A 23,666-nucleotide genomic window follows, 5' to 3' on the forward strand; every position below is an offset into this window, starting at 1 on the left:
CCTAACATGCCCGTCGTCGGAATCATCGGAGCCGGCCAGCTGGCCAGGATGACCCAGCAGGCCGCCATCGCGCTCGGGATCGAGCTGCGCCTGCTCGCATCCTCGCCCGAGGAGAGCGCCGCCCGGGTCATCTCCGACGTGCGACTCGGCGACCATCGCGACCTCAGTGACCTTCGTGACCTGGCCAAGGGATGCGATGCGATCACCTTCGACCACGAACACGTGCCGACCGGGCACATCGAGGCCCTCGCCGCCGACGGCCACGCCGTACACCCCGGAGCGGGCGCTCTCGTGCACGCCCAGGACAAGGCGGTCATGCGTGAGCGGCTGACCGCGATCGGCGCGCCCTGCCCGGCGTGGCGGCGGGTCGAGTCGGCCGCCGAGATCGAGGCGTTCGGCGCGGAGCACGGCTGGCCCGTGGTGCTCAAGGCGGTGCGCGGAGGGTACGACGGGCGCGGCGTCTGGGTCTGCCCGTCCGCCGAGGCGCTGCCGGCCCTGGCGGACGAGGTGCTGGGCAGCGGGGTGCCGCTGATGGCCGAGGCGTTCGTGCCGTTCGAGCGCGAGCTGGCGGTGCTGGTCGCGCGCTCGCCGCACCGCCAAGGCGTCAGCTACCCGGTGGTGGAGACGGTCCAGCGCGACGGGATCTGCGTGGAGGTGCTCGCGCCCGCCCCCGGGCTCGACCCCGAGCAGGCGGCGGTGGCCCAGCGGATCGCCCTGACGATCGCGAACGAGCTGGACGTGACCGGGCTGCTCGCGGTCGAGATGTTCCAGACGGCCTCCGGGCTGCTGGTCAACGAGCTGGCCATGCGCCCGCACAACAGCGGGCACTGGACCATCGAGGGCGCCCGCACCTCACAGTTCGAGCAGCACCTGCGCGCCGTGCTGGACCTCCCGCTCGGCGCCCCGACCATGACCGCTCCCGTCGTGGTGATGGCCAACGTCCTCGGTGGCGACGACCCCGACGTCTACGCCCGCTACGAGCACGTCATGGCCCACGACCCCGGCATCAAGGTGCACTTCTACGGCAAGGACGTGCGCCCCGGCCGCAAGATCGGCCATGTCACCGCCCTCGGCGACGACCTCGAAACCGTCCGCGCCCGTGCCCGGCACGCCGCGACCTACCTCTCCGAAGGGATCTACACGTGAGCGAGCCCCAGGCCGGGCCCCAGGTCGGGATCGTGATGGGCAGCGACTCCGACTGGCCGGTGATGAAGCTCGCCGCCGAAGCGCTCGCGGAGTTCGGCGTGCCGTTCGAGGCCGACGTGGTCTCCGCGCACCGGATGCCCGCCGAGATGATCGAGTACGGCACGCAGGCCGCCGACCGGGGGCTCCGGGTGATCATCGCCGGCGCCGGCGGGGCCGCCCACCTGCCCGGCATGCTCGCCTCGGTGACGCCGCTCCCGGTGATCGGCGTCCCCGTCCCGCTGAAGTACCTCGACGGGATGGACTCGCTGCTGTCGATCGTGCAGATGCCCGCCGGGGTCCCGGTGGCCACCGTCGCCATCGGCGGCGCCAGGAACGCGGGGCTGCTGGCCGTACGGATCCTGGCGGCCGCGGACCCCGCCCTGCGCTCCCGGATGCTCGACTTCCAGGACACCCTCAAGGCTCAGGCCCACGCCAAGGGCGAGAAGCTCAGGGCCGAGGCGGCGGACTACGGGCGGCCCGGGGCGGAGTAGCGGCCTGGGGCTGCGGGCGGCCCGAGGCCCAAGACCGGCGAGGGCCACCCGAGGCCAGGCTTACCCGGGCCCAAGGGCCACCCGAGGATCTGAACGGTCTGCCCGAGGCCCGAGCCCCAAGGACCAAGGCCCGAGCCCCAAAGACCAAGGCCCGAGGGCCAAGGGCCAAGGCCCGAGGGCCACCCGAGGCCCGGGGCTTACCCGGTGGCCCAAGGCTTACCGGGGCCAAAGGGCCACCTGAGGCCGAAGCTTTACCCGGGGCCCAAAGGCTTCGCCCGAGGCGGCCCGAGGCGGGTGGTGTGCGGCCTGATGGTGGCGGTCGCCCAGGAGTCGGTGGGTTCGTGGGGTTATGGGCGGCCCAGGGCGCGGTAGTGCCAGCCTGCGGCGCGCCAGGTTTCGGCGTCGAGCGCGTTGCGGCCATCGACGATCTTGCGGGTGGACACGACCGCGCCCAGGGCCTCCGGGTCGAGGTCGATGAACTCCTGCCACTCGGTCAGCAACAGCACGACGTTGGCGCCACGGGCGGCGTCCATGGCCGAGGAGCCGTAGGACAGCTCCGGGTGCGCCCTGCGCGCGTTGTCCAGGGCGACCGGGTCGTAGATCGTCACCTGGCCGCCCTGCTGCCCGATCGTGACGGCCACGTCGAGGGCGGGGGAGTCGCGGATGTCGTCGGAGTTGGGCTTGAAGGCGGCGCCCAGCACGCCGACGGTGCACCCGTGGAAGGAACCTCCGGCGAGGTCGCGGGCGAGGTCGACCATCCTGGCGCGGCGTCGCATGTTGATCTCGTCGACCTCGCGCAGAAACGTCAGCGCCTGGTCGGCGCCCAGCTCGCCGGCCCGCGCCATGAACGCCCTGATGTCCTTGGGCAGGCACCCCCCGCCGAAGCCGAGGCCGGGGTTGAGGAACTTGCCGCCGATCCGCTCGTCGTAGGAGAGCGCGAGCGAGAGTTGCTGGACGTCGGCGTGCGCCGACTCGCACACCTCGGCCATCGCGTTGATGAACGAGATCTTGGTCGCCAGGAACGCGTTGGCGGCACTCTTGACCAGCTCGGACGTCGGAAGGTCGGTGACGATCACCGGCACGTCGCCGAGCGGTGAGTAGAGGTCGCGCAGGATCTTCTCGGCCTTGTCGCTGGTCACGCCGAGCACGATCCGGTCGGGGTGCAGGGTGTCGTGCACCGCGAACCCCTCGCGCAGGAACTCGGGATTCCAGGCCAGCTCCACCAGCGGGCCGGCGGGCGCCAGCCGTACGAGCTTGTCGGCCAGGCGCTGCGCGGTGCCCACCGGCACGGTGGACTTGCCCACCACCAGGCACTCGCGGGTGAGATACGGCGCCAGCGACTCGACCACGGCGTCGAGGTAGGACACGTCGGCGGCGTTCTCGCCCTTCTTCTGCGGTGTACCCACGCAGACGAAGTGCACGTCGCCGAACTCGGCCGCCTCCTCGAAGGAGGTCGTGAAGCGCAGCCGCCCGGAGTCGAGGTTGCGGCGCAGCACCTCCTGCAGGCCGGGTTCGTGGATGGGAAGCTCACCGTTGCGCAATCGCTCGATCTTGGCCGCGTCGATGTCGAGGCCGAGGACCTCGAAGCCCAGTTCGGCCATGCTGGCCGCGTGTGTGGCACCGAGATAACCGGTTCCCAGAACCGTGAGGCGATATGGCACGTCCGCTCTCCTCTCCACTTACCCAATCATCGCGGTCGGGTTGCCGAGGCATGTTACCGGCCCCACTACTTTCCCCGGGCTGCGGGGACACACATTGTTGGACGTCCTACTATCTGTTGCATGAGCAGCTTCCCTCTCTATGCGCCCGCCGAAGAGCACGAGATGCTCCGCGAGGCCGTGCGGGCCCTCGCCGACCAGAAGATCGCTCCCCGCGCGGCCGAGGCCGACGAGACGGGAGAGTTCCCGTGGGAGGTCTATAAGGACCTCGTCGCGGCCGACTTCCACGCCGTGCACGTGCCCGAGGAGTACGGCGGGGCGGGGGCGGACGCGCTCGCCACGGTGATCGTCATCGAGGAGGTCGCCCGCGCCTGCGCCTCCTCCTCGCTGATCCCGGCCGTCAACAAGCTGGGCACCGTGCCGCTGCTGCTCAGCGCGTCTCCGGAGCTCAAGGAGAAGTATCTCGCCCCGGTCGCCCGCGGTGACGCGATGTTCTCCTACGCGCTCTCGGAGCCGGAGGCCGGCAGCGACGCGGCCGCGATGAAGACCCGCGCCGTCCTCGACGGCGACCACTACGTGCTCAACGGCACCAAGATGTGGATCACTAACGCGGGGGTGTCGGAGTTCTACACGACGATGGCCGTCACCGACCCGTCGGCCGGCGCGCGCGGCATCTCCGCCTTCGTCGTGGAGAAGTCGGACGAGGGCGTCTCGTTCGGTGCGAAGGAGCGGAAACTCGGCATCAAGGCGTCGCCGACCCGCCAGGTCATCTTCGACAACGTGCGCATCCCCGCGTCACGCATGATCGGCGAGCCCGGCACCGGCTTCAAGACCGCCCTCGCCACCCTCGACCACACCCGCATCACCATCGCCGCCCAGGCTCTCGGCATCGCCCAGGGCGCCCTCGACCACGCGGTCGGCTACGTCAAGGAGCGCAAGCAGTTCGGCAAGGCCATCGCCGAGTTCCAGGGCCTGCAGTTCATGATCGCTGACATGGCCATGAAGCTCGAAGCCGCCCGCCAGCTCACCTACGCCGCGGCCGCCAAGTCGGAGCTGGCCATGCACGGCACCCCCGTCCGCGACCTCACCTTCTTCTCCAGCGCCGCCAAGTGCGCCGCCTCCGACGCCGCCATGGACATCACCACCGACGCGGTCCAGCTCCTCGGCGGCTACGGCTACACCCGCGACTACCCCGTCGAGCGCATGATGCGCGACGCCAAGATCACCCAGATCTACGAGGGCACCAACCAGATCCAGCGCATGGTCATGGCCAGGCAGATCCTCAAGTAGCCCATGACCAGAGGGAACCCCGCCTCGATCCGATCACGGGCGGGGTTCGTTCCGCGACGAGGCCCGCTACAAGAGGGGGCCGATCGACGCGCCCTGCGGCGTCCCCGATCAGGAAGACCCGGCCGGGATCGGTAGCTGCGGGCTGGGCGAACACCGGCTGATTCTGGATATCTGTCTGTGCCGTTCGGGACCGGGCACGGCGGACTCGCTCGCCCGCCGATCTCCCCGACGGATCGTCAGCGGGGAATGTACGCGTACCACGTGCCGGGCCGTACTTCTGGCAGTCGCCGTCGCTCCCAGGTCTGGAGGAACGGTGCCGGGATCGAACGGCCCTTGTCGACGGCGACCACGCGCTTTCCCGCGTGCTGGGCACCGAGCACGGGCGCCGGCACCTCGCTGTCCTGCGGCCAGTGCAAGACGGTGTGCGACTCGCACCCCGCCCGGTAAGCGATCATCACCGCGCGCTCGCCGTACACGAGGCAAGGCCGGTGGACGGCGAACGCGGTCAACGCGCCGGCGGCCTCGACGTCGGCCTGCCGCGTGGACAGTCGCAGCGAGACGAGCTTCTCGAGCGTCAGGCCCTGCAGGACGAACTGAGCGAGGAAACCGGCGGCCACGAGACCGGCACCGGCACGGCGAGCCGCTCGCAGGCGTGGTCCTTCCAGCAGCCAGAGGGCGCTGTGCGCGATCGGGAACGCCAGCAGCGCGTACGTGGGAAGCAGGAACCGGGGCGCCGCGTAGCCGACCAGGAAGATGTACGGCACGGCCAGCGACAGGCCGGCGACGGCCGGCAGCACGCACTCGGCCAGGCGTTCACGGCGTCCCGCCGCGTACAGACCGAGCAGGACGAGGACGGGGATCGCGCCCCACCAAAGCAGCCAGGGCAGCTCGACGGGGCCGCAGTGCACGGGAGGCCGGCAGAGCAACGGCCCGTTGAGCGCGCGAGCGTGCTCGTAGAGCGAGACGTGCAGGCCGGTCTCGTTCGCCGCTCCGGCGGCCCGCCAGCGAGCGGCCGGCCCGCCGAAGCGCACGAACGCCTCGATGATCCAGTCGGCCCAACCGGCCACCAGGCCCACGACGAGGGCGCCCCCCACTCCGGCCCGCCGCCATCCCGGCTTGGCGAGCGCCACCGCGAGCGGGAGGACGAGCCAGACACTGTCCGGCGGGCGAAGCAGGGCCACCGCGGCCACGCTCACCGCCAGCCCTATCACCGGCCCCCGCCCGCTCTCCGGCCGCATGCAGCGCAGGAAGAAGCCGACGGCGGCCACCGCCCCGAACGCCACCCACATGTTCGGCATGGCCGCGTTCCCGTAGAACAACGACAGCCACAGGGACGCGAACAGCAGGGCGGCGATGGGCGCCAGCGCTCCGGGGCGCACCCGCAGCCAGGTTCCGAACGACGCGTACAGCGCCACGGCCGACAGCAGGCTCAGATAGATCCGCAGCGCGTCCGTCGACGAGGTGAGCAGCACAATCGGGGCGACGATCAGGGTGATTCCCCGGGCGCGAGGCGCGATGAACTCGGTGGCGGGCCCGCGGGGATCGACCTGGCTGACGTAGACGACCTCGTCCCACCCCAGCCCCATCCTGGAAGTGACCCCGACCAACTGGACGATCCCGTAGCAGACGGCCACCAGAATCAGCAGCGTGCGCCCTGGATCGGCCGACAGCCACGAACGAAGCGATTTGCTTGATCCCACCTGCTTTTCTTAGCGCCGGTCCCCTCCGGCGGACGGACATGCCGACGAGGCTTGCCAGAAGCGATGCACAATCATGAAGCTCCATGGCAGGCACGGGGAAACCGAACCAGCCGGGTGCGCGACGCCGAGATCGCCCAGATCTACGAGGGCACCGACCAGATCCAGCGCATGGTCATGGCCAGGCAGATTCTCAAGTGAGGGGTGCCCGGCGAGACCGGGACTGTGAGATCAGGCCGGTCTTCTGAGCCGGGCGTAGGTCGCGGGTGGCATGCCGACCGCGGCGGTGAAGTCGCGGGTCAGGTGGGCCTGGTCGGTGTAGCCGAGCTCGGCGGCCAGCGTGGCGAGGTCGAGGCCGTGGTGGATCCGCTCCGCGGCCTCGTGCAGCCGGAAGCGGCGGATCACCCACTTGGGGCCGATGCCGACATAGTCCCTGAACAGCCGCTGGAGCGAGCGCACCGACAGCCCCGCTCGGGCGGCCAGCTCGTCGACCCTGGTCACGGACACGTCGCCCTCCGCCAGCGCCACCAGCGCCGCGACCTCTTCCGCCAGCGGATCCCGATCCGGCGCCAAACCCAGCAGGAACGTTTCGGTGAGCGCGATGGCGGCCCGGGCGTCGGGCTCGGCCAGGACTCGCTCGACCAGGGTGGCGCCCGCTGTGCCGTACATCTCGCCGATCTCGACGAAGCGATCGGTCAGCTGGGACACCGGGCCGCCGAGGAAGGGCCGGAAGCCGCCGGGGCGGAAGCGGGTGCCGAGCACGCGGCCGCTGCCCCGCATCGTGTAGGAGAACCCGCCCTTGATCACTCCCGCGATCTGGTGGAAGTCCTGGGTGATCGTCATGTTCACGCTGGGGTGGGAGACGATGCGCTGTTCGTACGGCTCGGCGAGATCGGTCCACGTGACGACCCAGAAGTGCTCCACATACGCCGAAATTTCGGATGATGGTGTCTGGCGGGTGTAATCGAAGGCGTTGAGCCCCGCGTACGGGTCGACCCAGCCGCGCTGTCGTGTTTTTACAAGCCGCGTTTCGGGTGGTCGGGGCACGATTGCTGCCATGGAAGACATGATGCCCCTGATGACGCGCTCCACCGAACGGACCGCGGGGTTGGTGCGAGCGATCCGGCAGGAACAACTCCGATCCTTGACGCCATGCGCGAAGTTCGACGTCCAGGGCCTGATCAACCACCTCGAGTGGGTGGCGGAGATGTTCGAGTCACTGGCTCGCAAGGGGCCGAACGTCGAGCAGGGACCTTACGCGGGCGACTTTCCCGAGCGGGCGGAGCGCACGCTGGCCGCCTGGTCGCGGCCGGAGGCATGGGAGGGGGCCAGCCCTGCCATGGGCCTGCCGATGACCGCGCTGGCCCACATGTATCTCGTCGACATGGTCGTACACGGCTGGGACCTGGCCAGGGCCACCGGTCAGGAGTACGAGCCGGACCCCGAGGCCGTCTCACGGTCGCTGGACTTCACCGGCCAGATGGTGGAGATGGGCAGACAGCGTGGCGTCTTCGGGCCGCCGGTGGCGGTGCCGGACGACGCTCCGCAGTTCGACCGCCTGCTCGGCGTCATCGGCCGGGATCCGTCCTGGACACCGTGATCCACTCCAGCGCCTCCTCAGTGAGGTGCGGATCCGGTGCGCCCGGCTGCCGTGCTTGGCGGGGCCGGCCGTCGCGAGCGCCGAGACGCCCACGGCGGCCGCCACCCGTTCAGATATGAGGCTGCTTCCTGGGCGTCAGTCGTCGAGCTTCTCGGTGAGGCTGGGTCCTTCGTCCGCGCCGCCCTCGGTGCTGTCGTTGCTCTTCCCGCCCTTGCCTTCGGTGCCCTTGCCGGGCGGCGGGAGCTGCATCGGGACGGCCTCGCAGGGGGCGACCGGTCCCTTGACCATCTCGATCGAGGACGCGACGGGCGGCTCGCCGGGGGCGTCCTGGTCGACGGAGAAGGCGAGGACCAGGGTCTGGTCGGCCGCGATCTGCCCCTCCTCGATCCGGAACGAGATCCCCTGCTCATTCGTGCTGACGTTGATCGTCAGCTTTCCCTCGGGGGCCGAGTGCTCGCCCCGGGGCGACTTGCAGGTCTGGTCCTTGGGCAGGTAGTCGACCACCGCCGTGATCCCCGCCTTGGCAAGCTCCGCCTTCAGCCCGGCGGAGTCGCGGAACTCGTTGACCTGCACCTCGACCGATCCGTCCGGGCTCTTCTCCACCGCGAAGGCCGGGGTGGCGGCTCCGCCGTACAGGGTGAGCGCCACCGTGGTGGCCGCCGCCACGCCGGTGACCGCCGCGGCCAGCCCCATGATGCGGCGACGCGAGCCGCGCCGATTCGGTGCCGTGATGACCATGTGTTCCTCCGCCGTCCTGGTAGTGATCTCTTGTTTGAGTGCACTGAGAAGGCGCTCTTCGAAGTTGCTCATGCCTGTCCCTCCACGTACACGGTCGGCGGCGAAACGACGTTCTCAAGGGCACGTCTGGCCCGATGCAGCCGGACCCGCGCGGTCACCTGCCTGACGCCCAGCGCCGCGGCGGCCTCGGTGACGGTGAGCTGATCGATCGCCACCAGCTCCAGTACGGCCCGCTCACCCTCGGGCAGGCCGGCCATCGCCTCCAGGGCACGCCGCATCTGGCGTTCGGCGTCGATCCGCTCATCCATCCGGCCGAGATCGTCATCGTCCATCAGCCGCCTGCCCGCGACGCGGCCGGCTGCCTGCGCCTCACGAGTCGTACGGCGATGCTGGGCCGCGACGACGTTGCGCGCCACGCCGTACAGCCACGCGATCTCGCTGCCCCGGCCGGGGCGGTAGGTGTGCGCCGAGTCCAGGGCCGCCAGAAAGATGTCGGCGGTCAGGTCGGCCGCCAGGTGAGGATCGCTCACCCGGCGTACGACGAACCGCATGACCGCGTCGACATGGCGGCGATAGAAGGCCTCAAAGGCCACGGGGTCTTCGTTGAGGCGCACTGGCCTCGCTCCCTTCGTCGTTCGCCCTTACACCTCTACTTGGACGGACTGGTGCGAAGCGTTTCAAAAGGTGGGAATCGCGGGACAGGTGCCTCCAGGGCGTGATGATGCCGAGACTGATCCTCAAGGAGTGCCCGGAACCGGTATCGTGGCTCGCCGTACGGCGGCGCACCGGTGATCTGTTTGCCTGGTGCGGCGTGTTTGACCTGCGGGTTGTAGGTTGCTACTGTTACTTGTTGCAGTCTTAGTTTCCTGGAACGTCGTGGCTCTTCGGAGCGCCCGTGGGAAGTTTCTTGACAGCGGGCTTCTTCTTCTCTTGATCTGATGAGGCCCGCATGCAGCCGCGAGTCGCCGACCTGGCGGCTCCGCGAGGCTCCCTTGAAGGAGAAGCAGTTGTCTGAAGGCGTCGTTAAGTGGTTCAACGCCGAAAAGGGTTTCGGGTTCATTGCGCCCGACGACGGTAGCCCGGACGTCTTCGTCCACTACTCGGCAATCGCGACCAGTGGATACCGCAGCCTCGAGGAGAACCAGCGTGTCTCCTTCGAGACCACTCGTGGTCCCAAGGGTCCGCAGGCCGAGCAGGTCGTGGCGCTCTAAGGGGTTCCCAGGAAACCCGCATCGCATGGCGGTGCGGGTTTTCCGCTTTCCGGGGCGAAGCGGTCAGGTCGGACGGCGGCCAAGGGCTCCCGCAGCGCATGAGCGCGTCGCTCGTCGACTCCGACCGGCAGACCCGGCCAAGCGGTCAGGACACGGCGGTCAAGGACTCCTGGGCCGCTCGCAGGGTGTCGTACGTCTCGAAGTGCCGGTCGAGGTTGGTGATCGTCAGCAGGTGCGTGATCATGCCGGCGGAGACGGCGAGGACGAGGCGTCCACGGGCGTCCCGGACCCGGTTCAGGGTGTGCACGAGCAGGCCCAGGCCGACGGAGTCGCAGAAGGGCACCTTGGTCAGGTCGATGACCAGGCAGGGCGGCTGCGGCGTGCTGAGCGCCCGGTCGAGGTGCGCCCGTAGGCGCGGAGTCGCCGCGAGATCCAGATCTCCCGCGGGCTGGACCACGACACACGGTCCGTCACGCCAAACCAGGACTTCCAAGATGACCACCCCATTGAAGGCGCAGTACCCCCCCAAGTGGTCATCATTCGCCCAAGTGATTATTTCTTGCAGATGTTCTGCGTCGCGGTCTTCGTCGTCGGCGTCGCGGTGGGATCGGGCTTCGGCGCCGCCTCCTTCACCGTGACCTTCTTGGCTCCGGGATACTTCTTGCCGACGATCACCTCGATCCGGTCGCCGAGGTCGTCCACCTGGCGCAGATCGGCGCCGGGCAGCGCGGCGGCCACCGTACGGGCGGAATCCTCGCGGCCCGCGCCGTATCTGACCACGGTCTCCTTGTAGTCGGTGCGCGCGGTGTTGCCGGGCGTGCCGGGCACCCGGAAACCGGCCTTGATCAGGTCGGCCTTCGTGGCGGCTCCCCGGCCCGTGATGCCGGTGCCGTTGAGCACCTGGACGGCGATGCGCTCCGGCGGCACGGTGAGCGCGGGGGCCGTGGCCTTGGGGGTGGCCTTGGGAGTGGCCGACGGCTTGGGGGTGAGCTCCTCGTCGGCGGCGATCCGCCGGAACAGGTCTCTGGCCCCCTCCTTGTCCCACAGCACGGCCGACTCCCCGGTGGGCGAGGTGTAGTCGGGGTCGGACAGCGGCACGGTGGCGAAGGACACGTCGTCGGTCGAGACGTCCTTGAGCTGGCCGGCGAGGCCGAGCAGGTCCTCGGACAGGGCGCTGTCGACGGTCACGGTCTTGAGCACCGAGTTGACCAGCCCGGTGAGCCGCACCGGATTGCCCAGCACCCCGCCGCTCAGCGCCCGGTCGAGCAGGGCGGAGATGACCTGCTGCTGCCGGTCGATCCGGTCGAGGTCGGAGCGGGCCGTGGCCCTGGTCCTGGCGTAGGAGAGCGCCTTGATGCCGTCGAGCTCGTAGGTGCCCGGCTGCAGGGCGAGCGCGGTCTTCGGGTCGTTGATCGCGACGGGGGTGCACACCGAGACGCCGCCGATGGTGTCGACCACGTCGATGAAGCCGAGGACGTTGACCTCGACGTAGTGGTTGATGGTCAGGCCCGTCGCGTTCTGCACCGTGCGCACGGCCAGCTTGGCCCCGCCGAACTGGTAGGCAGAGTTGATCTTGTGTTGGCCGTTGCCGGGGATCGTCGTCCACGTGTCGCGCGGCAGGCTGACCACGGTGAGCTTGCTGTGGTCCTCCGACAGGTGGACGACCATCATCGTGTCGGTGCGGTTGCCCGTCTCGCGGCCCAGTTTGAGCATGTTCTGCTGACGGCGGGTGAGGTTGTCGCGCTTGTCCACGCCGACGACCAGGATGTTCATCGCGCCGCGCGCCTCCGAGCCGGCGACTCCCGCGTCGACCTCGCTGATCGCGCCCGCCGCCAGGTTGGGCGCCGCCCACGACGCGCCCGCGCCGGCCAGCACCACGCCCGACAGCGCGCCCGCGAGCAGAAGCTTACGGCGCCGCTTGCGGGCGCCCTTGGAGGCGCGGCTCTGGCGCCGTGGACCCACCTGGACCCCGCCGTAGGCGTCGCCGCCCACGAGCACCCCCGAGTCCTCCTCTTCCGGGTCGCTCATGCGCCGTCCCCCCACGAGGTTTCCATCACCACCCGCTCGTACAGTAGCGTGACCTCAGCCATGAAGCAGTCCCCTTACTCCCGCGCGGCGAACGCGTCTTCCGAGACCCGTGTCTGGCCGCCGATCTCCGTCGTCATGCCCGTCCTCAACGAGGAGCGACATCTTCGTGAGGCGGTACGCCAGGTGCTCGCACAGGCGTACGAGGGCCCGATCGAGGTCGTCCTCGCCGTGGGCCCGTCCCACGACCGCACCCAGGAGGTCGCGGACACACTCGCGGCCGAGGACCCGAGGGTGGTCGTCGTGGCCAACCCCACGGGCCGCACGCCCAACGCGCTGAACGCCGCGATCGGCGCCTCCCGAAACGACATCGTCGCCAGGGTCGACGGGCACGCCATGCTCCCCGCCGACTATCTGAAGGTGGCGGTGGAGACCCTGGAGGAGACCGGCGCCGACAACGTCGGCGGCGTCATGGCGGCCGAGGGGGTGACCTCCTTCGAGCAGGCCGTGGCGCGGGCGATGACCTCCAAACTCGGCGTGGGCGGCGCCCGCTTCCACACGGGCGGCAGCCAGGGCCCGGCCGACACCGTCTACCTGGGGGTCTTCAAACGCTCGGCGCTGGTCCGCGTCGGCGGCTACGACGAGCACTTCCAGCGGGCCCAGGACTGGGAGATGAACCACCGCATCCGCGAGACCGGCGGCCTGGTGTGGTTCCAGCCGCGGATGCGGGTGACCTACCGGCCGAGGCCCAGCGTCAAGGCCCTCGCCAAGCAGTACTTCCACTACGGCCGCTGGCGCAGGGTCGTGGCCCGCACCCACCAGGGCACGATCAACCTGCGTTACCTCGCGCCGCCGGCCGCGGTGCTCGCCATCCTGGCCGGGCTGCTGGCCTCGCCGTTCTTCTGGCCCGCGCTGCTCGTCCCCGGGGCGTACGCCGCGGCGGTGCTGCTGGGTACGGCGCTCACCGGGCGCGGCCTGCCCGCCGCCGCGCTGGTCCGGCTGCCGCTCGTCTACGCCACCATGCACCTCGCCTGGGGCTGGGGCTTCATCACCAGCCCGCCGAGCCTCAGCAGACCTCGTTAGAGGCCCGCAGGAGCGCCTCGGCGATGTCCATGTCGAGCCGGTGGGTGATCTTCAGGTTGCGCTCGCTGCCGGGGACGATGTGGATGGGCACCTCCGGCAGGTAGCGCAACACCACGCCGCAGTCGTCGGTCGCCTGCCGTTCGGCGAACCCGGGATCGGCGAACGCGCGGTCGTACGCCTCCCTGATCACCGGCGACCGGAAGCACTGGGGGGTCTGCACCCGCCGCAGCGTGGCCCGGTCGACGACCTCGCCGACCACCTCGCCGTACGGCCCGGCGGCGGTCACCACGACGGTGTCGGAGCTGGGGATGGCGACCTGCACGGCGGCGTGGCGCTCCAGCGCGGTGACGCAGTCGGTGATGATCCGCCGTTCGAGGAGAGGGCGCGCGGCGTCGTGCAGGAGCACGTCGCACTCCTGGCGGCCGAGCGCCTCGACCGCGCGCCGGCTCGTCTCCGACCGGCTGGCCCCGCCCTCGAGGATCTGGCCGACCTTGGTGAAGCCGTGCAGGATCGCCTTCGCCTCGCCGGTGAAACCGGGCGTCATCAGGACGATGATCTCGTCGATCTCCGGCGCCTCCTGGAAGACGGCGACGGAGTGCTCAAGGATCGTCCGGCCGCCGAGCACCAGGAGTTGCTTGGGCGTGTCCCGGCCGACACGCAGGCCGACGCCGCCGGCGAGGATCGCGGCGACGGTACGCCGTCGGGGTGCGGACACGGGTGGCTCCTCCACAAGCACTACGCGGTGAACGTGATATCCGGTCAACATATCGCTACGCTGGGTGCGCGCTTCCCGTTCGTGCGGCGATCCCGTCGACGTGAAGGAGATAAGCCGCTTGCCAGCGTCCACGGGCCACCCGGCCCCACAAACGGCGGCCGTGGTGCTCGCCACGACCGCTTCGGCCAGACTGGCGTGCGCCGACGGCACGGTCCTCGACCGGCTGGCCGAACAACTCGACACCTTACCGTTGCGTGACGTCCACGTGGTGGCCCGCACCGCCGTTCCGGTAGGCCCCGGCCCGGCCGAGGGGACCAGAGGGCTGGCCGACGATCTGCGCTGCGTCGCCAAGGTGGCCAGGGCCGCCGGCGGGCCGGTCGCGGTGATCCCCGGTGATCTCGTCGCCCACACCGAGGCGCTCGCCTCGGTGCTCGCCCATCCGGCCAGAGGCACCTCGGCCCTGGTGAGCGACGTGGGCGAACCCGCCGGGCCGCTGCACCCGCCGGTCAGAGCCGAGGGCGGCATGATCGCCTCGGCGGGCAGCTCCTTCCACGACGTCGCCGAGCCCACCGGCACCTTCCGCGGCGTGCTCCAGGTGGGCGAGGCCGATCTCGGCACCCTCGCCGACCTCGCGGAGGAGCTCGCCGATCTCGTCCAGACCGGCAGGCTGGGCGCGGCGGCGGGCACGGAGGTGGCCGACCTGATCCTGGTCGGGCTGGTCCGGGTGGGCGTGCCGGTGCGCGCCATACCGCTCGGGCCGTTACGGGCCGACCGGGTGGCCGGGCAGGCCGCCGCCGACGCCGCCGTGCGCGGCCTGGCCGAGGTCGACGAGAAGGCGGTCCGGCTCGACTCCTCGGTGAAGCGCGACGACGGCTTCTTCACCACCCACTTCGTCAGCTCCTGGTCCACCCACCTCGTACGGCTGGCGGCCCGCCTGTCGCTCACGCCCAACTCGGTGACCGGCATCTCCGTCGGGCTGGCCCTGCTGGCGGCCGTCTGGTTCTCGGCCGGCACCCGGGGGGCGATGCTGCTCGGCGCGGCGCTGGTGCTGCTCTCCTTCGTGCTCGACTGCGTCGACGGGCAGCTCGCCCGCTACACCCGGGCCTTCTCCCCGCTCGGCGCCTGGCTCGACGGCACCGCCGACCGCGCGAAGGAGTACGTCGTCTACGTGGGGCTCGCGGCCGGATACACCGCGATCACGCCGGCCTCCGGCGACATCTGGGCGCTCGCCGTCGCCGCCATGGTGCTCCAGTCGCTGCGCCACTCGATCGACTTCTCCTACGGGGCGGCCCGCTCCGACGCCCACCGGGTGAGCGTCGCCCACGCCCGGCGGCCTCGCTCGCTGACCTCGCCCGCCGACCCGCCGCAGATGGTCCCCGCGCAGCGCCTGAGCACCGAGGCGCCCGTACTGCGGCTCTCCAGGCGTCTGGAGGACGACCGGCGCACCCGATGGCTCAAGAAGATCATCGTGTTGCCCATCGGCGAGCGGATGGCGCTGATCGCGGTCACCGCGGGCCTGTTCGACGCCCGGGTGACCTTCCTCGCCCTGCTCGGCTGGGGCGGTGTGGCGGCCCTCTACACGCTCATCGGGCGGATCGCGAGGTCGCTGTCTTGACCCCGACAGGGAGAACGTGACGGTGATCTCGGTGAACATGACGCCTGTTCCGCCCAGCACGCTCGTGGCCTACCGCGACGACGGCGCGCTCTCCCGCAGCATGGGGATGATCGTGGCGGGCCAGCTCCCGCCGCTGCCTCCCGCGCTGGCCGGGGCGTTCGTGACGGCCATCCTGCTGGCGGTCGGCGTGGCCGGCTCCCAAGGGCTGGCGGTGTTCGCGCCGGCCGTCGCGCTGCTGCTGGCCGGCCCCGGCAGCTCCCACCGGCACGACGGGCGGCTCGACTGGCTGGTGCCGCCCACCCTGCGTCTCACCGAGTACGGCTTCATCGCCTCGGTCGGGTTCGCCCGCGAGGTCCCGCCCGCGTTGATCGCCCTGTTGCTGGGCGCGATGGTCTTCCACCACTACGACATCGTCTACCGGCTCCGTCAGCACGTCTATCCGCCGCCCTGGCTGGCCACCTCGGGGCTCGGGTGGGAGGGGCGGATGCTGCTGGTCGCCCTCGGCGGGCTGGTGGGCTGGGTGACGGCGGTGTTCGTGTTGCTCGGGCTCTATCTTTGGGGTCTGTTCCTGTGGGAGAGCGTCACCTGCTGGCTGGTGGCTCCCCGTACGGGGGTCGACACCGCCGAGGCGGACGCCGCCGATTAACGGCGGGTGGTGCGCTCGCCAACGGGCGATTACACGATCAGGGCCGGAATGGAACTAACCTTTGGGCCTACGAAGTCACGCTCGGATGAGGAGTGTACGTTGCTGGGAATGGTGCTGGCCGCCGGGGCCGGACGACGGTTGCGGCCCTACACCGACACGCTGCCCAAGGCACTCGTGCCGGTCGACGGAGACACCACGATCATGGACATCTCGCTGCGCAACCTGGCAGCCGTGGATCTCCGTGAGGTGGTGGTCATCGTCGGTTACGCGGCGCAGGCCGTACATGATCGGAAGGCCGAGTTGGAGCGTCGGCACGGGGTGAAGCTGATCCTCGTGCACAACGACAAGGCCGAGGAATGGAACAACGCCTACTCCCTGTGGTGCGCGCGCGACTATTTCGCGCAGGGGGCGTTGCTCGTCAACGGTGACACCGTGCATCCGGTGTCTGTGGAGGAGACGCTGCTCCAGGCGCCCGCCGACACCGACATGCTGCTGGCCGTCGACGACGTCAAGTCGCTGGCGGACGAGGAGATGAAGGTCACCCTGTCGCCCGAGGGCGACCTGCGGCGGATCACCAAGCTGATGGACCCGGCGGAGGCCGCCGGCGAATACATCGGGGCCACCCTGATCCGTCCGGGTGCGGCCGAGCGGCTGGCCGGGGCCCTGCAGACGACCTTCGAGCGCGACCCGCAGCTCTACTACGAGGACGGCTACGCCGAGATGGTCGCGCGTGGCGAGCGGATCGCCGTCGCCCCCATCGGCAAGGTCGAGTGGGTCGAGGTCGACAACCACGACGACCTGGCCAAGGCCAGGGAGATTGCATGCCGATACTAGCCAGGATGCTGCCGGCGCCCCTGATGATGGATGTGCGCAGGGGCGCCATCGCGCAGCTCGGCTCGCTGCTCGCCGACAGCCGGGTGGCGACGTCCGGCCGGGTCGCCGTGGCGGTCGGGGCGTCACAGGGTGACAAGATCGCCTCGGTCATCGCCCCTTCGCTGGGCGAGGCGCAGGTCTTCCGGGTGCTGGACGGGTCGGTCGACGCGGCGGTCTCGCTCGGCGCCGACCTGCGCAAGGGCGCCTACGAGGCGGTCGTCGGCATCGGCGGTGGCAAGACCATCGACGCGACCAAGTACGCCGCCTCGCTGGCCGGCATCCCGATGGTCGCGATCGCCACCAACCTGTCGCACGACGGGATCTGCTCGCCGGTGGCCTCGCTGGTCCACGACGGCGGCAAAGGGTCCTTCGGGGTGCCGATGCCGCTGGCCATCATGGTCGATCTCGACTTCGTGCACGACGCGCCGCCCGCGCTCGTCCGTTCGGGCGTGGGCGACGTGGTGAGCAACCTGTCGGCGATCGACGACTGGCAACTCGGCGCGGCCGAGCGCGGCGAGCCCATCGACGGCCTCGCCTGTTCGATGGCCCGCATCGCGGCGGAGGCGGTGGTCGGCAGGACCGACTCCATCGAATCCGATGATTTCTTGACCGTTCTGGCCGAGTGCTTGATTCTTTCTGGCATGTCGATGGTCATCGCCGGGTCATCCCGGCCCTCCAGTGGCGGCGACCATGAGATCCTGCATGCCGTGGATCAGCTTTATCCAGGCACTTCCAATCACGGCGAGCTAGCCGGCATCGGCGCCGCCTTCTGCTTCTTCCTCAGGGAGGACCCCAAACGGCTCGATCAGGTGGTCTCCTGTCTACGCCGCCATGAGCTGCCCGTCACGCCGGGTGACATCGGCTTGAGCACCGAGCAGTTCACCGAGGCGGTCATGCTCGCGCCCTCCACGCGGCCCGGCCGCTACACGATTCTGGAGCACCTCCGCCTGTCCGCGACCGAAGTGCGGGAGCGGGTGGAAGACTATGCCCGGACCGTCGGTCGCTGAGATCCGCTCGGTCGCGCAGCCGCAGAGCACCATGGACCGGCGCAGTGGCGAACACTGGGCCGGCCTGCTCTACATGCGCAAACTGTCGATCTACGTCACCTGGGCGCTCGCCAAGACACCCATCTCGCCCAACCAGGCCACCGGGCTGATGATCCTGTGCGGCCTGCTGGCCGGGGTGGTGATGGCCCTGCCGGGCCTGTGGGCGGCGATCGGCGCGGCGCTGCTCGTACAGATCTACCTCCTGCTCGACTGCTCCGACGGCGAGCTGGCCCGCTGGACCGGCCGCACCTCGATCACCGGCGTCTACCTCGACCGGGTCGGCCACTACTTCGCGGAGGCCGCACTGCTGATCGGGCTGGGCTTCCGCGCCGCGGAGACCGTCCCCGACTGGTATGTCGTGCTCGGCTTCGCCGCCGCGCTCGGCGCGATCCTGATCAAGGCGGAGACCGACCTGGTCGACGTGGCGAGGGCCCGTTCCGGGCTGGTGGCGGCGACCGAGGCGTCCGCGTCGCAGTTCCAGTCGGCGGGGCTGGGGCTGGCCAGGAAGGCCGCCGCGATGCTGCGCTTCCACCGGATCGTCCAGGCGGTCGAGCTGTCGATCCTGGTGGTGATCGCGGCCGTCTGGGACGCGCTCAGCGGCGACCTCACGGCCACCCGGGTGCTCACCGTGGCGTGTGCGGTGGTCGCCGTCGTGCAGCTCGTGCTGCACCTGATCAGCATTCTGGCGTCGCGGCGGCTTTCATGAGGAACCGGAAGGCCGTGGCGAACGTCGTATGTGGCAGACACTCACTGTTTGGTGGGGGTTTGCTGGCAGTTCCGATACGCTTATTTCCCGGTAAATCATGGACAGGGCGGTCTGACGGAATTGCCCTAAGAGGCAGACTCGGTGATCATGAAAGTATGCTCCGCACCTACTATCAACGCGCCAAGGCGATGACGCGTTGAAGATTTCGTGCGTCATCCTCACCATGGGCAACCGGGTCGCCGAACTGGACCGGGCGGTCGAGTCCGCCCTGGTCCAGATCGATGGCGACATCGAGGTGGTGGTCGTCGGCAACGGCGCGGACGTGCCCGCTCTGACGGCCAGCCCGCCGCCGGGCTCCTCGGTCAAGACCGTGCGGCTGGCGAGCAACAGCGGCATCCCCGCCGGCCGCAACCGCGGCGTCGAGGAGTGCTCCGGCGACATCGTGCTCTTCCTCGACGACGACGGGTGGTACGCCAACCAGAAGGTCGCCGCCCACGTCAGGGAGCGCTTCGCCACCGAGCCCGACCTGGCGGTCATCTCCTTCCGGGTGATGGACCCCGAGGGCGGCAACGGCCAGCGGCGGCACGTCCCCCGGCTCCGGGCCGGCGACCCCGAGCGTTCCTCCCCGGTCACCACCTTCCTCGGCGGCGCCTGCGCCATCCGCCGCTCGGCCTTCCTCCAGGTCGGCGGCCTGCCTGAGCGTTTCTTCTACGCGCACGAGGAGACCGACCTGGCCTGGCGGCTGCTCGGCGAGGGCTACCGCATCGAGTACGACGCCGCCACGGTCATGTACCACCCGCAGGTGCCGCCCACCCGCCACGCCGACTTCTACCGGCTGAACGCCCGGAACCGCGTCTGGCTGGCCCGCCGCAACCTGCCCTGGCCCCTCGCGGGCCTCTACCTGCTCGACTGGGTCATCCTCACGCTGGTCCGCGAACGTTCGGGCATCGCGCTGCGCTCCTGGTTCAAGGGATTCTCCGAAGGTCTGCGCGAGCCTGCGGGCGAGCGCCGCCCGATGGCCTGGCGCACCGCGTGGCGGATGCTCCGCCTCGGTCGCCCGCCCATCGTCTAGAACACCACTCGTCTAGAACCACTCGTCTAGAACACCACTCGCCTGGAACACCACTCGTCTGGAACTCCAGGCGGCTGGAGTACGCACCGGGCCGTCAGAGCACCGCGGACGCCCCCAGGCTCATCGTGAGGCGGGAGACGGTGGCGGAGAGCAGGGCGTTCTTCGGCAGGCCGAGTTCGCTCAACTCCTTGGCGACGGGATGATTGCCCAGCCGTACCAGCGCGCCTCCCGGGCGGACGCGCACGCCGCGCGGGGACATGGACCACGAGGTGCGGCGGCCCACGCCGTCGAGGTGGGCGTAGGCGTCGAAGGGCGCCAGCGCGCCGCCGCCCGGCACCGGGACACCCGGCTTGATCAGCAGGTCGACCACCAGCCGCCCGTCCTTGCGCAGGACACACCGCTTGTACGGCGAGGCGAGCCGCAGGTCGATGTCGGCGAGTTCCTTGGGAAACCCCCAGATCGTACGGCCGGCCTCCATGGTGAACCCCTGGTCGACGGGGAGCCAGTGGACGAAGGCGCCGGTCCCGGCGCGTCGCAGGTCGGCGAACCCGGGCAGGAGGCCGTGGCGGGACGGGCGGCCGGCCTCCGGGGGGCGCACCATGAAGGCGACCCCGAACTCGTCGTAGGAGCCGAGGTCAGAGTCGTGGTATCTGACGAAAACCAGCGCGCAGACGGCCTTGCCGGGCAGCGACTCGGTCACGTCGAGTCCTGAGTAGGCGATCACCGCGCGGGCGGCGTCGGCACGGACGAGATAGATCGCGCTGCAGACCGTGGCGTCCCGGACACGCACCGGGATGGTCAGGGCCCGCCCCTGGATCAGATGGTGTGCCATGGCATCCAGTACACCAACCGGCGGCCCGCCCGTCACTACACGGCGACGGCTCTGCGCCTCGCCTGGGCGGGCACGCCGTCAGGGGCGGCGGCCCACTCCTCCAGTTGCCGCACGAACTCCACGGCGTGGTCGGGCCAGTGATGGCGGCGCAGCGCCTCCGTGTGGCCGCGCACGCCCATCGCGGCCTTCTCCGGGTCCTCCCGCAGCCGCAGCACGGCCCGTACGACCGCGTCGACGTCCTGGAAGGGCACGACCGTGCCGCAGCCCACCTGGTTCACCATGGCGGCGGCCATCGGCAGCGGAGTCGTGATCACCGGGATCCCGTGCGCCATGTACTCGATCACCTTGGTCGGCAGCGACTGCCGGTAGTTCGGCAGGTCGTGCAGCAGCGACAGCCCCGCCAGAGCGCCCTCGGCCATCCGCAGCGCGTGCCGGTTGGGCACGTACCCGAACCAGTCGAGCAGCCCCTCCCGCTGCGCGTCGCGCAGCAACGGCCTGACCGCGACGTCCGCGGGCCCGACCAGATCCACCCTGATCCCGTACGGCGCGAGCCTGCGCGCCACCTCGATCAGCTCCACCGCGCCCCGTACCTCCGAGAGGTGTCCCACGTAGACCACCCTGTTCTCGCCGGGCGGCTGGGGCGGCTTCTCGGGCACGTAGGTGGTGTTGCGCACCACCGGGTGGGGCCGGGCGAAGCGCTCCTGGTAGGCGTCCTCCGCGAGGATCAGGTGCAGCCTGCGCTCGGCCCGCGCCGCCACCCGCCGGATCAGCGGGGGCAGCACCCGGCGCACCCACTCGGGCAGGTAGACCTTCGCGGCGAGCGCGCCCTCGGTGTCCTCGTGCACGTCCCACACCACCGGCGGCCGGCGACGGGCGGACGGCAGGGCGAAGAGCAGCTCCATGTCGTGCACGATGAGCAGGTCGGCGTCCCGCGTGCCGAGCCGCAGCGCCCGGCGCGCGGCCCTGATCGCCCTGCGCCGCCTGCGGCCGACCGCCCGCGGCACGTCGATGGCCCGCACGCGGGTGGACGCCGTGACGTTGCAGTGGGTGAAGGGCGCGACATACGTCACCTCGTGCCCGGCCTCGAGGAGCGCTCGGATCTGCCTGTGCATGATCCGGGCGTCCTCAGGATGGTGGACGATGGTTCCCACGCAAACCCTCATATAGACGATGCTGAGCGGCGTTGCCGTCATGTCCGGATGTGTTGCGTGAATGATGGGGGAACTGCCGCTTAACTTCGTGGCGTGCGCGACTTGCCGGACGGACGCCGGTACAACCAGGTCAACCGGGGTTCGAGGACCCACTTGAAGACCGTGCGCGTCTCCGGCAGACAGAGCACGATCGCCAGGGCGAAGCTGCTCGTCATGATCGCCAGCATGCCGAGCGGGCCGTACAGCCAGGGGAGGCTCAGCCAGCCCATCTCCTTGGCGATCATCACGGGGATGCCGTGCAGCAGGTACGCGTAGAGCGTGCGGGTGCCGAGGTCGGTGAACCAGGTCTCGCGCCGGGGGACCAGCGCCAGCACCGAGAGGGTCAGGGCGAGGGCGGCGACCAGCAGCGCGCCGCGCAGGCTCAGGCCCATCCACCAGGACAGGTCCAGGTCCTTGTAGCTGGCCTTGAAGTAGACGGGTTCCAGCTTGACGCCGCGCTCGGCGAGGAGGATGGCCGCGCCCGCGCCGCCGACCAGGGTGAAGCCCGCCACGATCTTGACCCAGGTGCGGTTGAGCAGGTCGAAGTGCTCGGGCTGGAGCATCAGGCCGAGCACGAAGAAGGGCAGCAGGCCGAAGAACCGGTCGAAGCTGAAGTCGCCGGAGATCTCCGAGAAGCCGGACAGCAGGTAGATCACCACGGCCACCAGCAGCGGCTGCTTCATCCGCTTCCACACCGGCGTGGAGAGCCGCCACAGGAGCAGGGCCAGGAGATACCAGTTGAGCCAGGCCGGGTCGATGATGGTGAGGCTCCACTTCTGCCCGAGGGAGAAGCGGAGCACGGCGTAACCGACCTCGACGATGGCGTACGGGATCAGGAACGTGTCGACCAGCTTGTTGGTCTTGGCGTTGGAGTTCCAGAAGTTCCGGCTCAGATAACCGCTGACGACCACGAACGCCGGCATGTGGAAGGTGTAGATGAAGATGTAGGCGGCCCTGGCGGAGTCGGCGTCGAGCGTCGGGACCAGCGCGTGCCCCATCGGGACCAGCGCGATCAGCAGGAACTTCACGTTGTCCAGGTACGGCTCGCGCTTCCGCTTGGCGGCGGGCTCCGGCGCATCCTCGGTGGCGGTGGCGGGCGAGGCGGGGGCTTCCGGGCCGTCTGCGGTCCGCTGTGGGGCCGGTCGCGGCTCGGGGGCGCGGTCGGGCTCGTTCCAGAAGGAGAAGTGGCCACCCTCGTCGTCCGGCGAGGGCTGGCGCCGCCGCTCCCAGACTGGGGGGGCGCCGGTGTGCTCGGGCCCCGGGGCGGGCCACGGGGTCTGACCGCCCTCGCTGCGGCGGTCGCGGATGAAGGCCTCCTGCCGCTTCCACAGCTCGCTCGGCTCGTCGTCCCGGCCCGCGTACGGGGCGGGGTGCCAGCCGGGGGGCGCGTCGGGTTCGGTGATGCCGTTGTCGGGCGTCTGCGTCTGCTCGAACCGCCCGATCACGCTGCCGGGCTCCGCCGCCCGCCGCTCCTCGGGCTCGCCGGGCGGGCCGGCGGGTTGCGACGTTCTGCGCCGTGAGCCGCCGCGCCGAGCCGTGCCGGGTTGCGCTGCGCCGGAGTGTGTTGTGCCGGAGTGCGCGGCGCTGTGCTGTGCCTCGGGCGAGCTGCCGGGCCGGGCCGTGGCCGACTGCGCCGTGCCGTGTTGTGCGGCGGCGTGCGGCGGCGTGCCGGGTTGGGCCGTGCCGTACTGCGGCGTACTGGGGCGGGCTCCGTGCGGGGGGGCGGGCTGCGGCGCGCCGTGCCGTGGTGTGCCGGGCCGGTCGCCGGCCGGGTCACCGGGGTGAGCCGTGCCGTGCGGACCGGCGGGGGGCTCGGGGTGTGCCGTGCCGTACGCCGGGTAGCCCCAGGCGGTCACCTCGCCGGCACCCTCCTCTTCCGGAGCAGGCTCGGGAGCCTTGTTCTGCTCGTCGCCGGGATCGGCGGAGCCTTCACTCCGCCGGCCCGGAACCTGGAAAGAGGATCGGGTGTCACTCACGAGGAAATGCTCGGCTA

The 23,666-nt window shown here is 70.4% G+C and carries 24 protein-coding genes; 13 read left to right on the forward strand and 11 right to left on the reverse strand.

Annotated features, from left to right (window positions below):
- The first annotated feature begins 6 nt into the window (after positions 1-6).
- Both MBA17_RS34330 and purE read left to right on the forward strand, forming a co-directional pair.
- A complete protein-coding gene (locus MBA17_RS34330) occupies positions 7-1,146 on the forward strand; it encodes a 5-(carboxyamino)imidazole ribonucleotide synthase (protein ID WP_238501523.1) in 1,140 nt (379 codons plus the stop codon).
- Positions 1,143-1,676: a 5-(carboxyamino)imidazole ribonucleotide mutase gene (gene purE / locus MBA17_RS34335; protein WP_455432914.1), complete on the forward strand. Its 534-nt coding sequence runs from the start codon at positions 1,143-1,145 to the stop codon at positions 1,674-1,676. Before MBA17_RS34330 ends, purE begins: the two co-directional genes overlap by 4 nt.
- Positions 1,677-2,023: 347 nt before the next feature.
- Here the strand turns inward: purE and MBA17_RS34340 are convergent, their stop codons facing one another.
- On the reverse strand, positions 2,024-3,337 hold the full coding sequence (locus MBA17_RS34340; protein ID WP_238501524.1) for a UDP-glucose dehydrogenase family protein: 1,314 nt from the start codon (positions 3,335-3,337) through the stop codon (positions 2,024-2,026).
- Positions 3,338-3,457: 120 nt separating this feature from the next.
- On the opposite strand from MBA17_RS34340, the gene MBA17_RS34345 reads away from it, so the two are divergent.
- Complete coding sequence (locus MBA17_RS34345; RefSeq protein ID WP_238501526.1) at positions 3,458-4,624, forward strand: acyl-CoA dehydrogenase family protein; 1,167 nt, start codon at positions 3,458-3,460, stop codon at positions 4,622-4,624.
- 236 nt (positions 4,625-4,860) lie between these two features.
- On the opposite strand, the gene MBA17_RS34350 is transcribed toward MBA17_RS34345, so the two are convergent.
- Complete coding sequence (locus MBA17_RS34350) at positions 4,861-6,324, reverse strand: hypothetical protein (RefSeq protein WP_238501528.1); 1,464 nt, start codon at positions 6,322-6,324, stop codon at positions 4,861-4,863.
- 51 nt (positions 6,325-6,375) lie between these two features.
- On the opposite strand from MBA17_RS34350, the gene MBA17_RS34355 reads away from it, so the two are divergent.
- Entirely contained in the window at positions 6,376-6,522 is a 147-nt protein-coding gene (locus tag MBA17_RS34355) for an acyl-CoA dehydrogenase family protein (protein WP_455432915.1), read from the forward strand.
- A 30-nt stretch (positions 6,523-6,552) separates the two neighbouring features.
- Here the strand turns inward: MBA17_RS34355 and MBA17_RS34360 are convergent, their stop codons facing one another.
- Positions 6,553-7,380 carry a DUF6597 domain-containing transcriptional factor gene (locus MBA17_RS34360; protein WP_238501532.1) on the reverse strand — a complete coding sequence of 276 codons (828 nt, stop codon included), beginning with the start codon at positions 7,378-7,380 and terminating at the stop codon, positions 6,553-6,555.
- A 19-nt stretch (positions 7,381-7,399) separates the two neighbouring features.
- On the opposite strand from MBA17_RS34360, the gene MBA17_RS34365 reads away from it, so the two are divergent.
- Positions 7,400-7,921 carry a TIGR03086 family metal-binding protein gene (locus MBA17_RS34365; protein WP_238501535.1) on the forward strand — a complete coding sequence of 174 codons (522 nt, stop codon included), beginning with the start codon at positions 7,400-7,402 and terminating at the stop codon, positions 7,919-7,921.
- A 135-nt stretch (positions 7,922-8,056) separates the two neighbouring features.
- Here MBA17_RS34365 and MBA17_RS34370 read toward each other — a convergent pair whose 3' ends face one another.
- Positions 8,057-8,731: a hypothetical protein gene (locus tag MBA17_RS34370; protein ID WP_238501537.1), complete on the reverse strand. Its 675-nt coding sequence runs from the start codon at positions 8,729-8,731 to the stop codon at positions 8,057-8,059.
- Entirely contained in the window at positions 8,728-9,273 is a 546-nt protein-coding gene (locus MBA17_RS34375) for an RNA polymerase sigma factor (protein WP_238501540.1), read from the reverse strand. Before MBA17_RS34375 ends, MBA17_RS34370 begins: the two co-directional genes overlap by 4 nt.
- Before the next feature lie 393 nt (positions 9,274-9,666).
- Between MBA17_RS34375 and MBA17_RS34380 the strand changes: the two genes are divergently transcribed.
- Complete coding sequence (locus tag MBA17_RS34380) at positions 9,667-9,870, forward strand: cold-shock protein (RefSeq protein WP_238501543.1); 204 nt, start codon at positions 9,667-9,669, stop codon at positions 9,868-9,870.
- A gap of 145 nt (positions 9,871-10,015) precedes the next feature.
- Here MBA17_RS34380 and MBA17_RS34385 read toward each other — a convergent pair whose 3' ends face one another.
- Both MBA17_RS34385 and MBA17_RS34390 read right to left on the reverse strand, forming a co-directional pair.
- Positions 10,016-10,363: an STAS domain-containing protein gene (locus MBA17_RS34385; RefSeq protein WP_238501546.1), complete on the reverse strand. Its 348-nt coding sequence runs from the start codon at positions 10,361-10,363 to the stop codon at positions 10,016-10,018.
- A 59-nt stretch (positions 10,364-10,422) separates the two neighbouring features.
- Positions 10,423-11,898, reverse strand: coding sequence for an LCP family protein (locus MBA17_RS34390; RefSeq protein ID WP_238501547.1), 1,476 nt, complete (start codon positions 11,896-11,898; stop codon positions 10,423-10,425).
- A 60-nt stretch (positions 11,899-11,958) separates the two neighbouring features.
- On the opposite strand from MBA17_RS34390, the gene MBA17_RS34395 reads away from it, so the two are divergent.
- Positions 11,959-12,978, forward strand: a complete 1,020-nt coding sequence (locus MBA17_RS34395; protein WP_238501549.1) for a glycosyltransferase family 2 protein — start codon at positions 11,959-11,961, stop codon at positions 12,976-12,978.
- Here MBA17_RS34395 and MBA17_RS34400 read toward each other — a convergent pair.
- Positions 12,962-13,693: an IspD/TarI family cytidylyltransferase gene (locus MBA17_RS34400; protein ID WP_238501550.1), complete on the reverse strand. Its 732-nt coding sequence runs from the start codon at positions 13,691-13,693 to the stop codon at positions 12,962-12,964. The two genes, MBA17_RS34395 and MBA17_RS34400, sit on opposite strands and share 17 nt — an antisense overlap.
- Positions 13,694-13,811: 118 nt before the next feature.
- On the opposite strand from MBA17_RS34400, the gene MBA17_RS49835 reads away from it, so the two are divergent.
- The 6 genes from MBA17_RS49835 to MBA17_RS34425 all read left to right on the forward strand — a co-directional run bounded on the left by MBA17_RS49835 (position 13,812) and on the right by MBA17_RS34425 (position 19,651).
- Positions 13,812-15,308, forward strand: a complete 1,497-nt coding sequence (locus MBA17_RS49835) for a CDP-alcohol phosphatidyltransferase family protein (RefSeq protein ID WP_274386400.1) — start codon at positions 13,812-13,814, stop codon at positions 15,306-15,308.
- A gap of 16 nt (positions 15,309-15,324) precedes the next feature.
- On the forward strand, positions 15,325-15,954 hold the full coding sequence (locus MBA17_RS49840; protein WP_455432916.1) for a DUF5941 domain-containing protein: 630 nt from the start codon (positions 15,325-15,327) through the stop codon (positions 15,952-15,954).
- Between the two features lie 99 nt (positions 15,955-16,053).
- Complete coding sequence (locus tag MBA17_RS34410) at positions 16,054-16,788, forward strand: phosphocholine cytidylyltransferase family protein (RefSeq protein WP_238501551.1); 735 nt, start codon at positions 16,054-16,056, stop codon at positions 16,786-16,788.
- Positions 16,789-16,793: 5 nt separating this feature from the next.
- Entirely contained in the window at positions 16,794-17,834 is a 1,041-nt protein-coding gene (locus tag MBA17_RS34415) for an iron-containing alcohol dehydrogenase family protein (RefSeq protein ID WP_238501750.1), read from the forward strand.
- Complete coding sequence (locus tag MBA17_RS34420; RefSeq protein ID WP_238501552.1) at positions 17,812-18,579, forward strand: CDP-alcohol phosphatidyltransferase family protein; 768 nt, start codon at positions 17,812-17,814, stop codon at positions 18,577-18,579. Before MBA17_RS34415 ends, MBA17_RS34420 begins: the two co-directional genes overlap by 23 nt.
- A gap of 196 nt (positions 18,580-18,775) precedes the next feature.
- On the forward strand, positions 18,776-19,651 hold the full coding sequence (locus MBA17_RS34425) for a glycosyltransferase family 2 protein (protein WP_238501553.1): 876 nt from the start codon (positions 18,776-18,778) through the stop codon (positions 19,649-19,651).
- 94 nt (positions 19,652-19,745) lie between these two features.
- On the opposite strand, the gene MBA17_RS34430 is transcribed toward MBA17_RS34425, so the two are convergent.
- The 3 genes from MBA17_RS34430 to MBA17_RS34440 all read right to left on the reverse strand — a co-directional run bounded on the left by MBA17_RS34430 (position 19,746) and on the right by MBA17_RS34440 (position 23,649).
- Complete coding sequence (locus MBA17_RS34430) at positions 19,746-20,483, reverse strand: acetoacetate decarboxylase family protein (protein ID WP_238501554.1); 738 nt, start codon at positions 20,481-20,483, stop codon at positions 19,746-19,748.
- 35 nt (positions 20,484-20,518) lie between these two features.
- Positions 20,519-21,646: a glycosyltransferase family 4 protein gene (locus MBA17_RS34435; protein ID WP_238501555.1), complete on the reverse strand. Its 1,128-nt coding sequence runs from the start codon at positions 21,644-21,646 to the stop codon at positions 20,519-20,521.
- Positions 21,647-21,714: 68 nt separating this feature from the next.
- The gene (locus MBA17_RS34440; protein ID WP_238501556.1) at positions 21,715-23,649 is read right to left on the reverse strand and encodes an acyltransferase family protein; all 1,935 of its coding nucleotides are present in this window, start codon (positions 23,647-23,649) and stop codon (positions 21,715-21,717) included.
- Between the last annotated feature and the right edge of the window lie 17 nt (positions 23,650-23,666).

The organism is Dolomitihabitans soli (assembly GCF_022213955.1).
Classification (GTDB): Bacteria; Actinomycetota; Actinomycetes; order Streptosporangiales; family Streptosporangiaceae; genus Streptosporangium_A; species Streptosporangium_A soli.

Bases quoted from the DNA above. Each gene is read 5' to 3' on its own strand.
- MBA17_RS34395 (WP_238501549.1), top strand. From the start codon at position 11,959: ATGAAGCAGTCCCCTTACTCCCGCGCGGCGAACGCGTCTTCCGAGACC.
- MBA17_RS34365 (WP_238501535.1), top strand. From the start codon at position 7,400: ATGACGCGCTCCACCGAACGGACCGCGGGGTTGGTGCGAGCGATCCGG.
- MBA17_RS34390 (WP_238501547.1), bottom strand. From the start codon at position 11,898: ATGAGCGACCCGGAAGAGGAGGACTCGGGGGTGCTCGTGGGCGGCGAC.
- MBA17_RS34330 (WP_238501523.1), top strand. From the start codon at position 7: ATGCCCGTCGTCGGAATCATCGGAGCCGGCCAGCTGGCCAGGATGACC.
- MBA17_RS34360 (WP_238501532.1), bottom strand. From the start codon at position 7,380: ATGGCAGCAATCGTGCCCCGACCACCCGAAACGCGGCTTGTAAAAACA.
- MBA17_RS34435 (WP_238501555.1), bottom strand. From the start codon at position 21,646: ATGAGGGTTTGCGTGGGAACCATCGTCCACCATCCTGAGGACGCCCGG.
- MBA17_RS34415 (WP_238501750.1), top strand. From the start codon at position 16,794: ATGCTGCCGGCGCCCCTGATGATGGATGTGCGCAGGGGCGCCATCGCG.
- MBA17_RS34370 (WP_238501537.1), bottom strand. From the start codon at position 8,731: ATGAGCAACTTCGAAGAGCGCCTTCTCAGTGCACTCAAACAAGAGATC.
- MBA17_RS34345 (WP_238501526.1), top strand. From the start codon at position 3,458: ATGAGCAGCTTCCCTCTCTATGCGCCCGCCGAAGAGCACGAGATGCTC.
- MBA17_RS34420 (WP_238501552.1), top strand. From the start codon at position 17,812: ATGCCCGGACCGTCGGTCGCTGAGATCCGCTCGGTCGCGCAGCCGCAG.
- MBA17_RS34430 (WP_238501554.1), bottom strand. From the start codon at position 20,483: ATGGCACACCATCTGATCCAGGGGCGGGCCCTGACCATCCCGGTGCGT.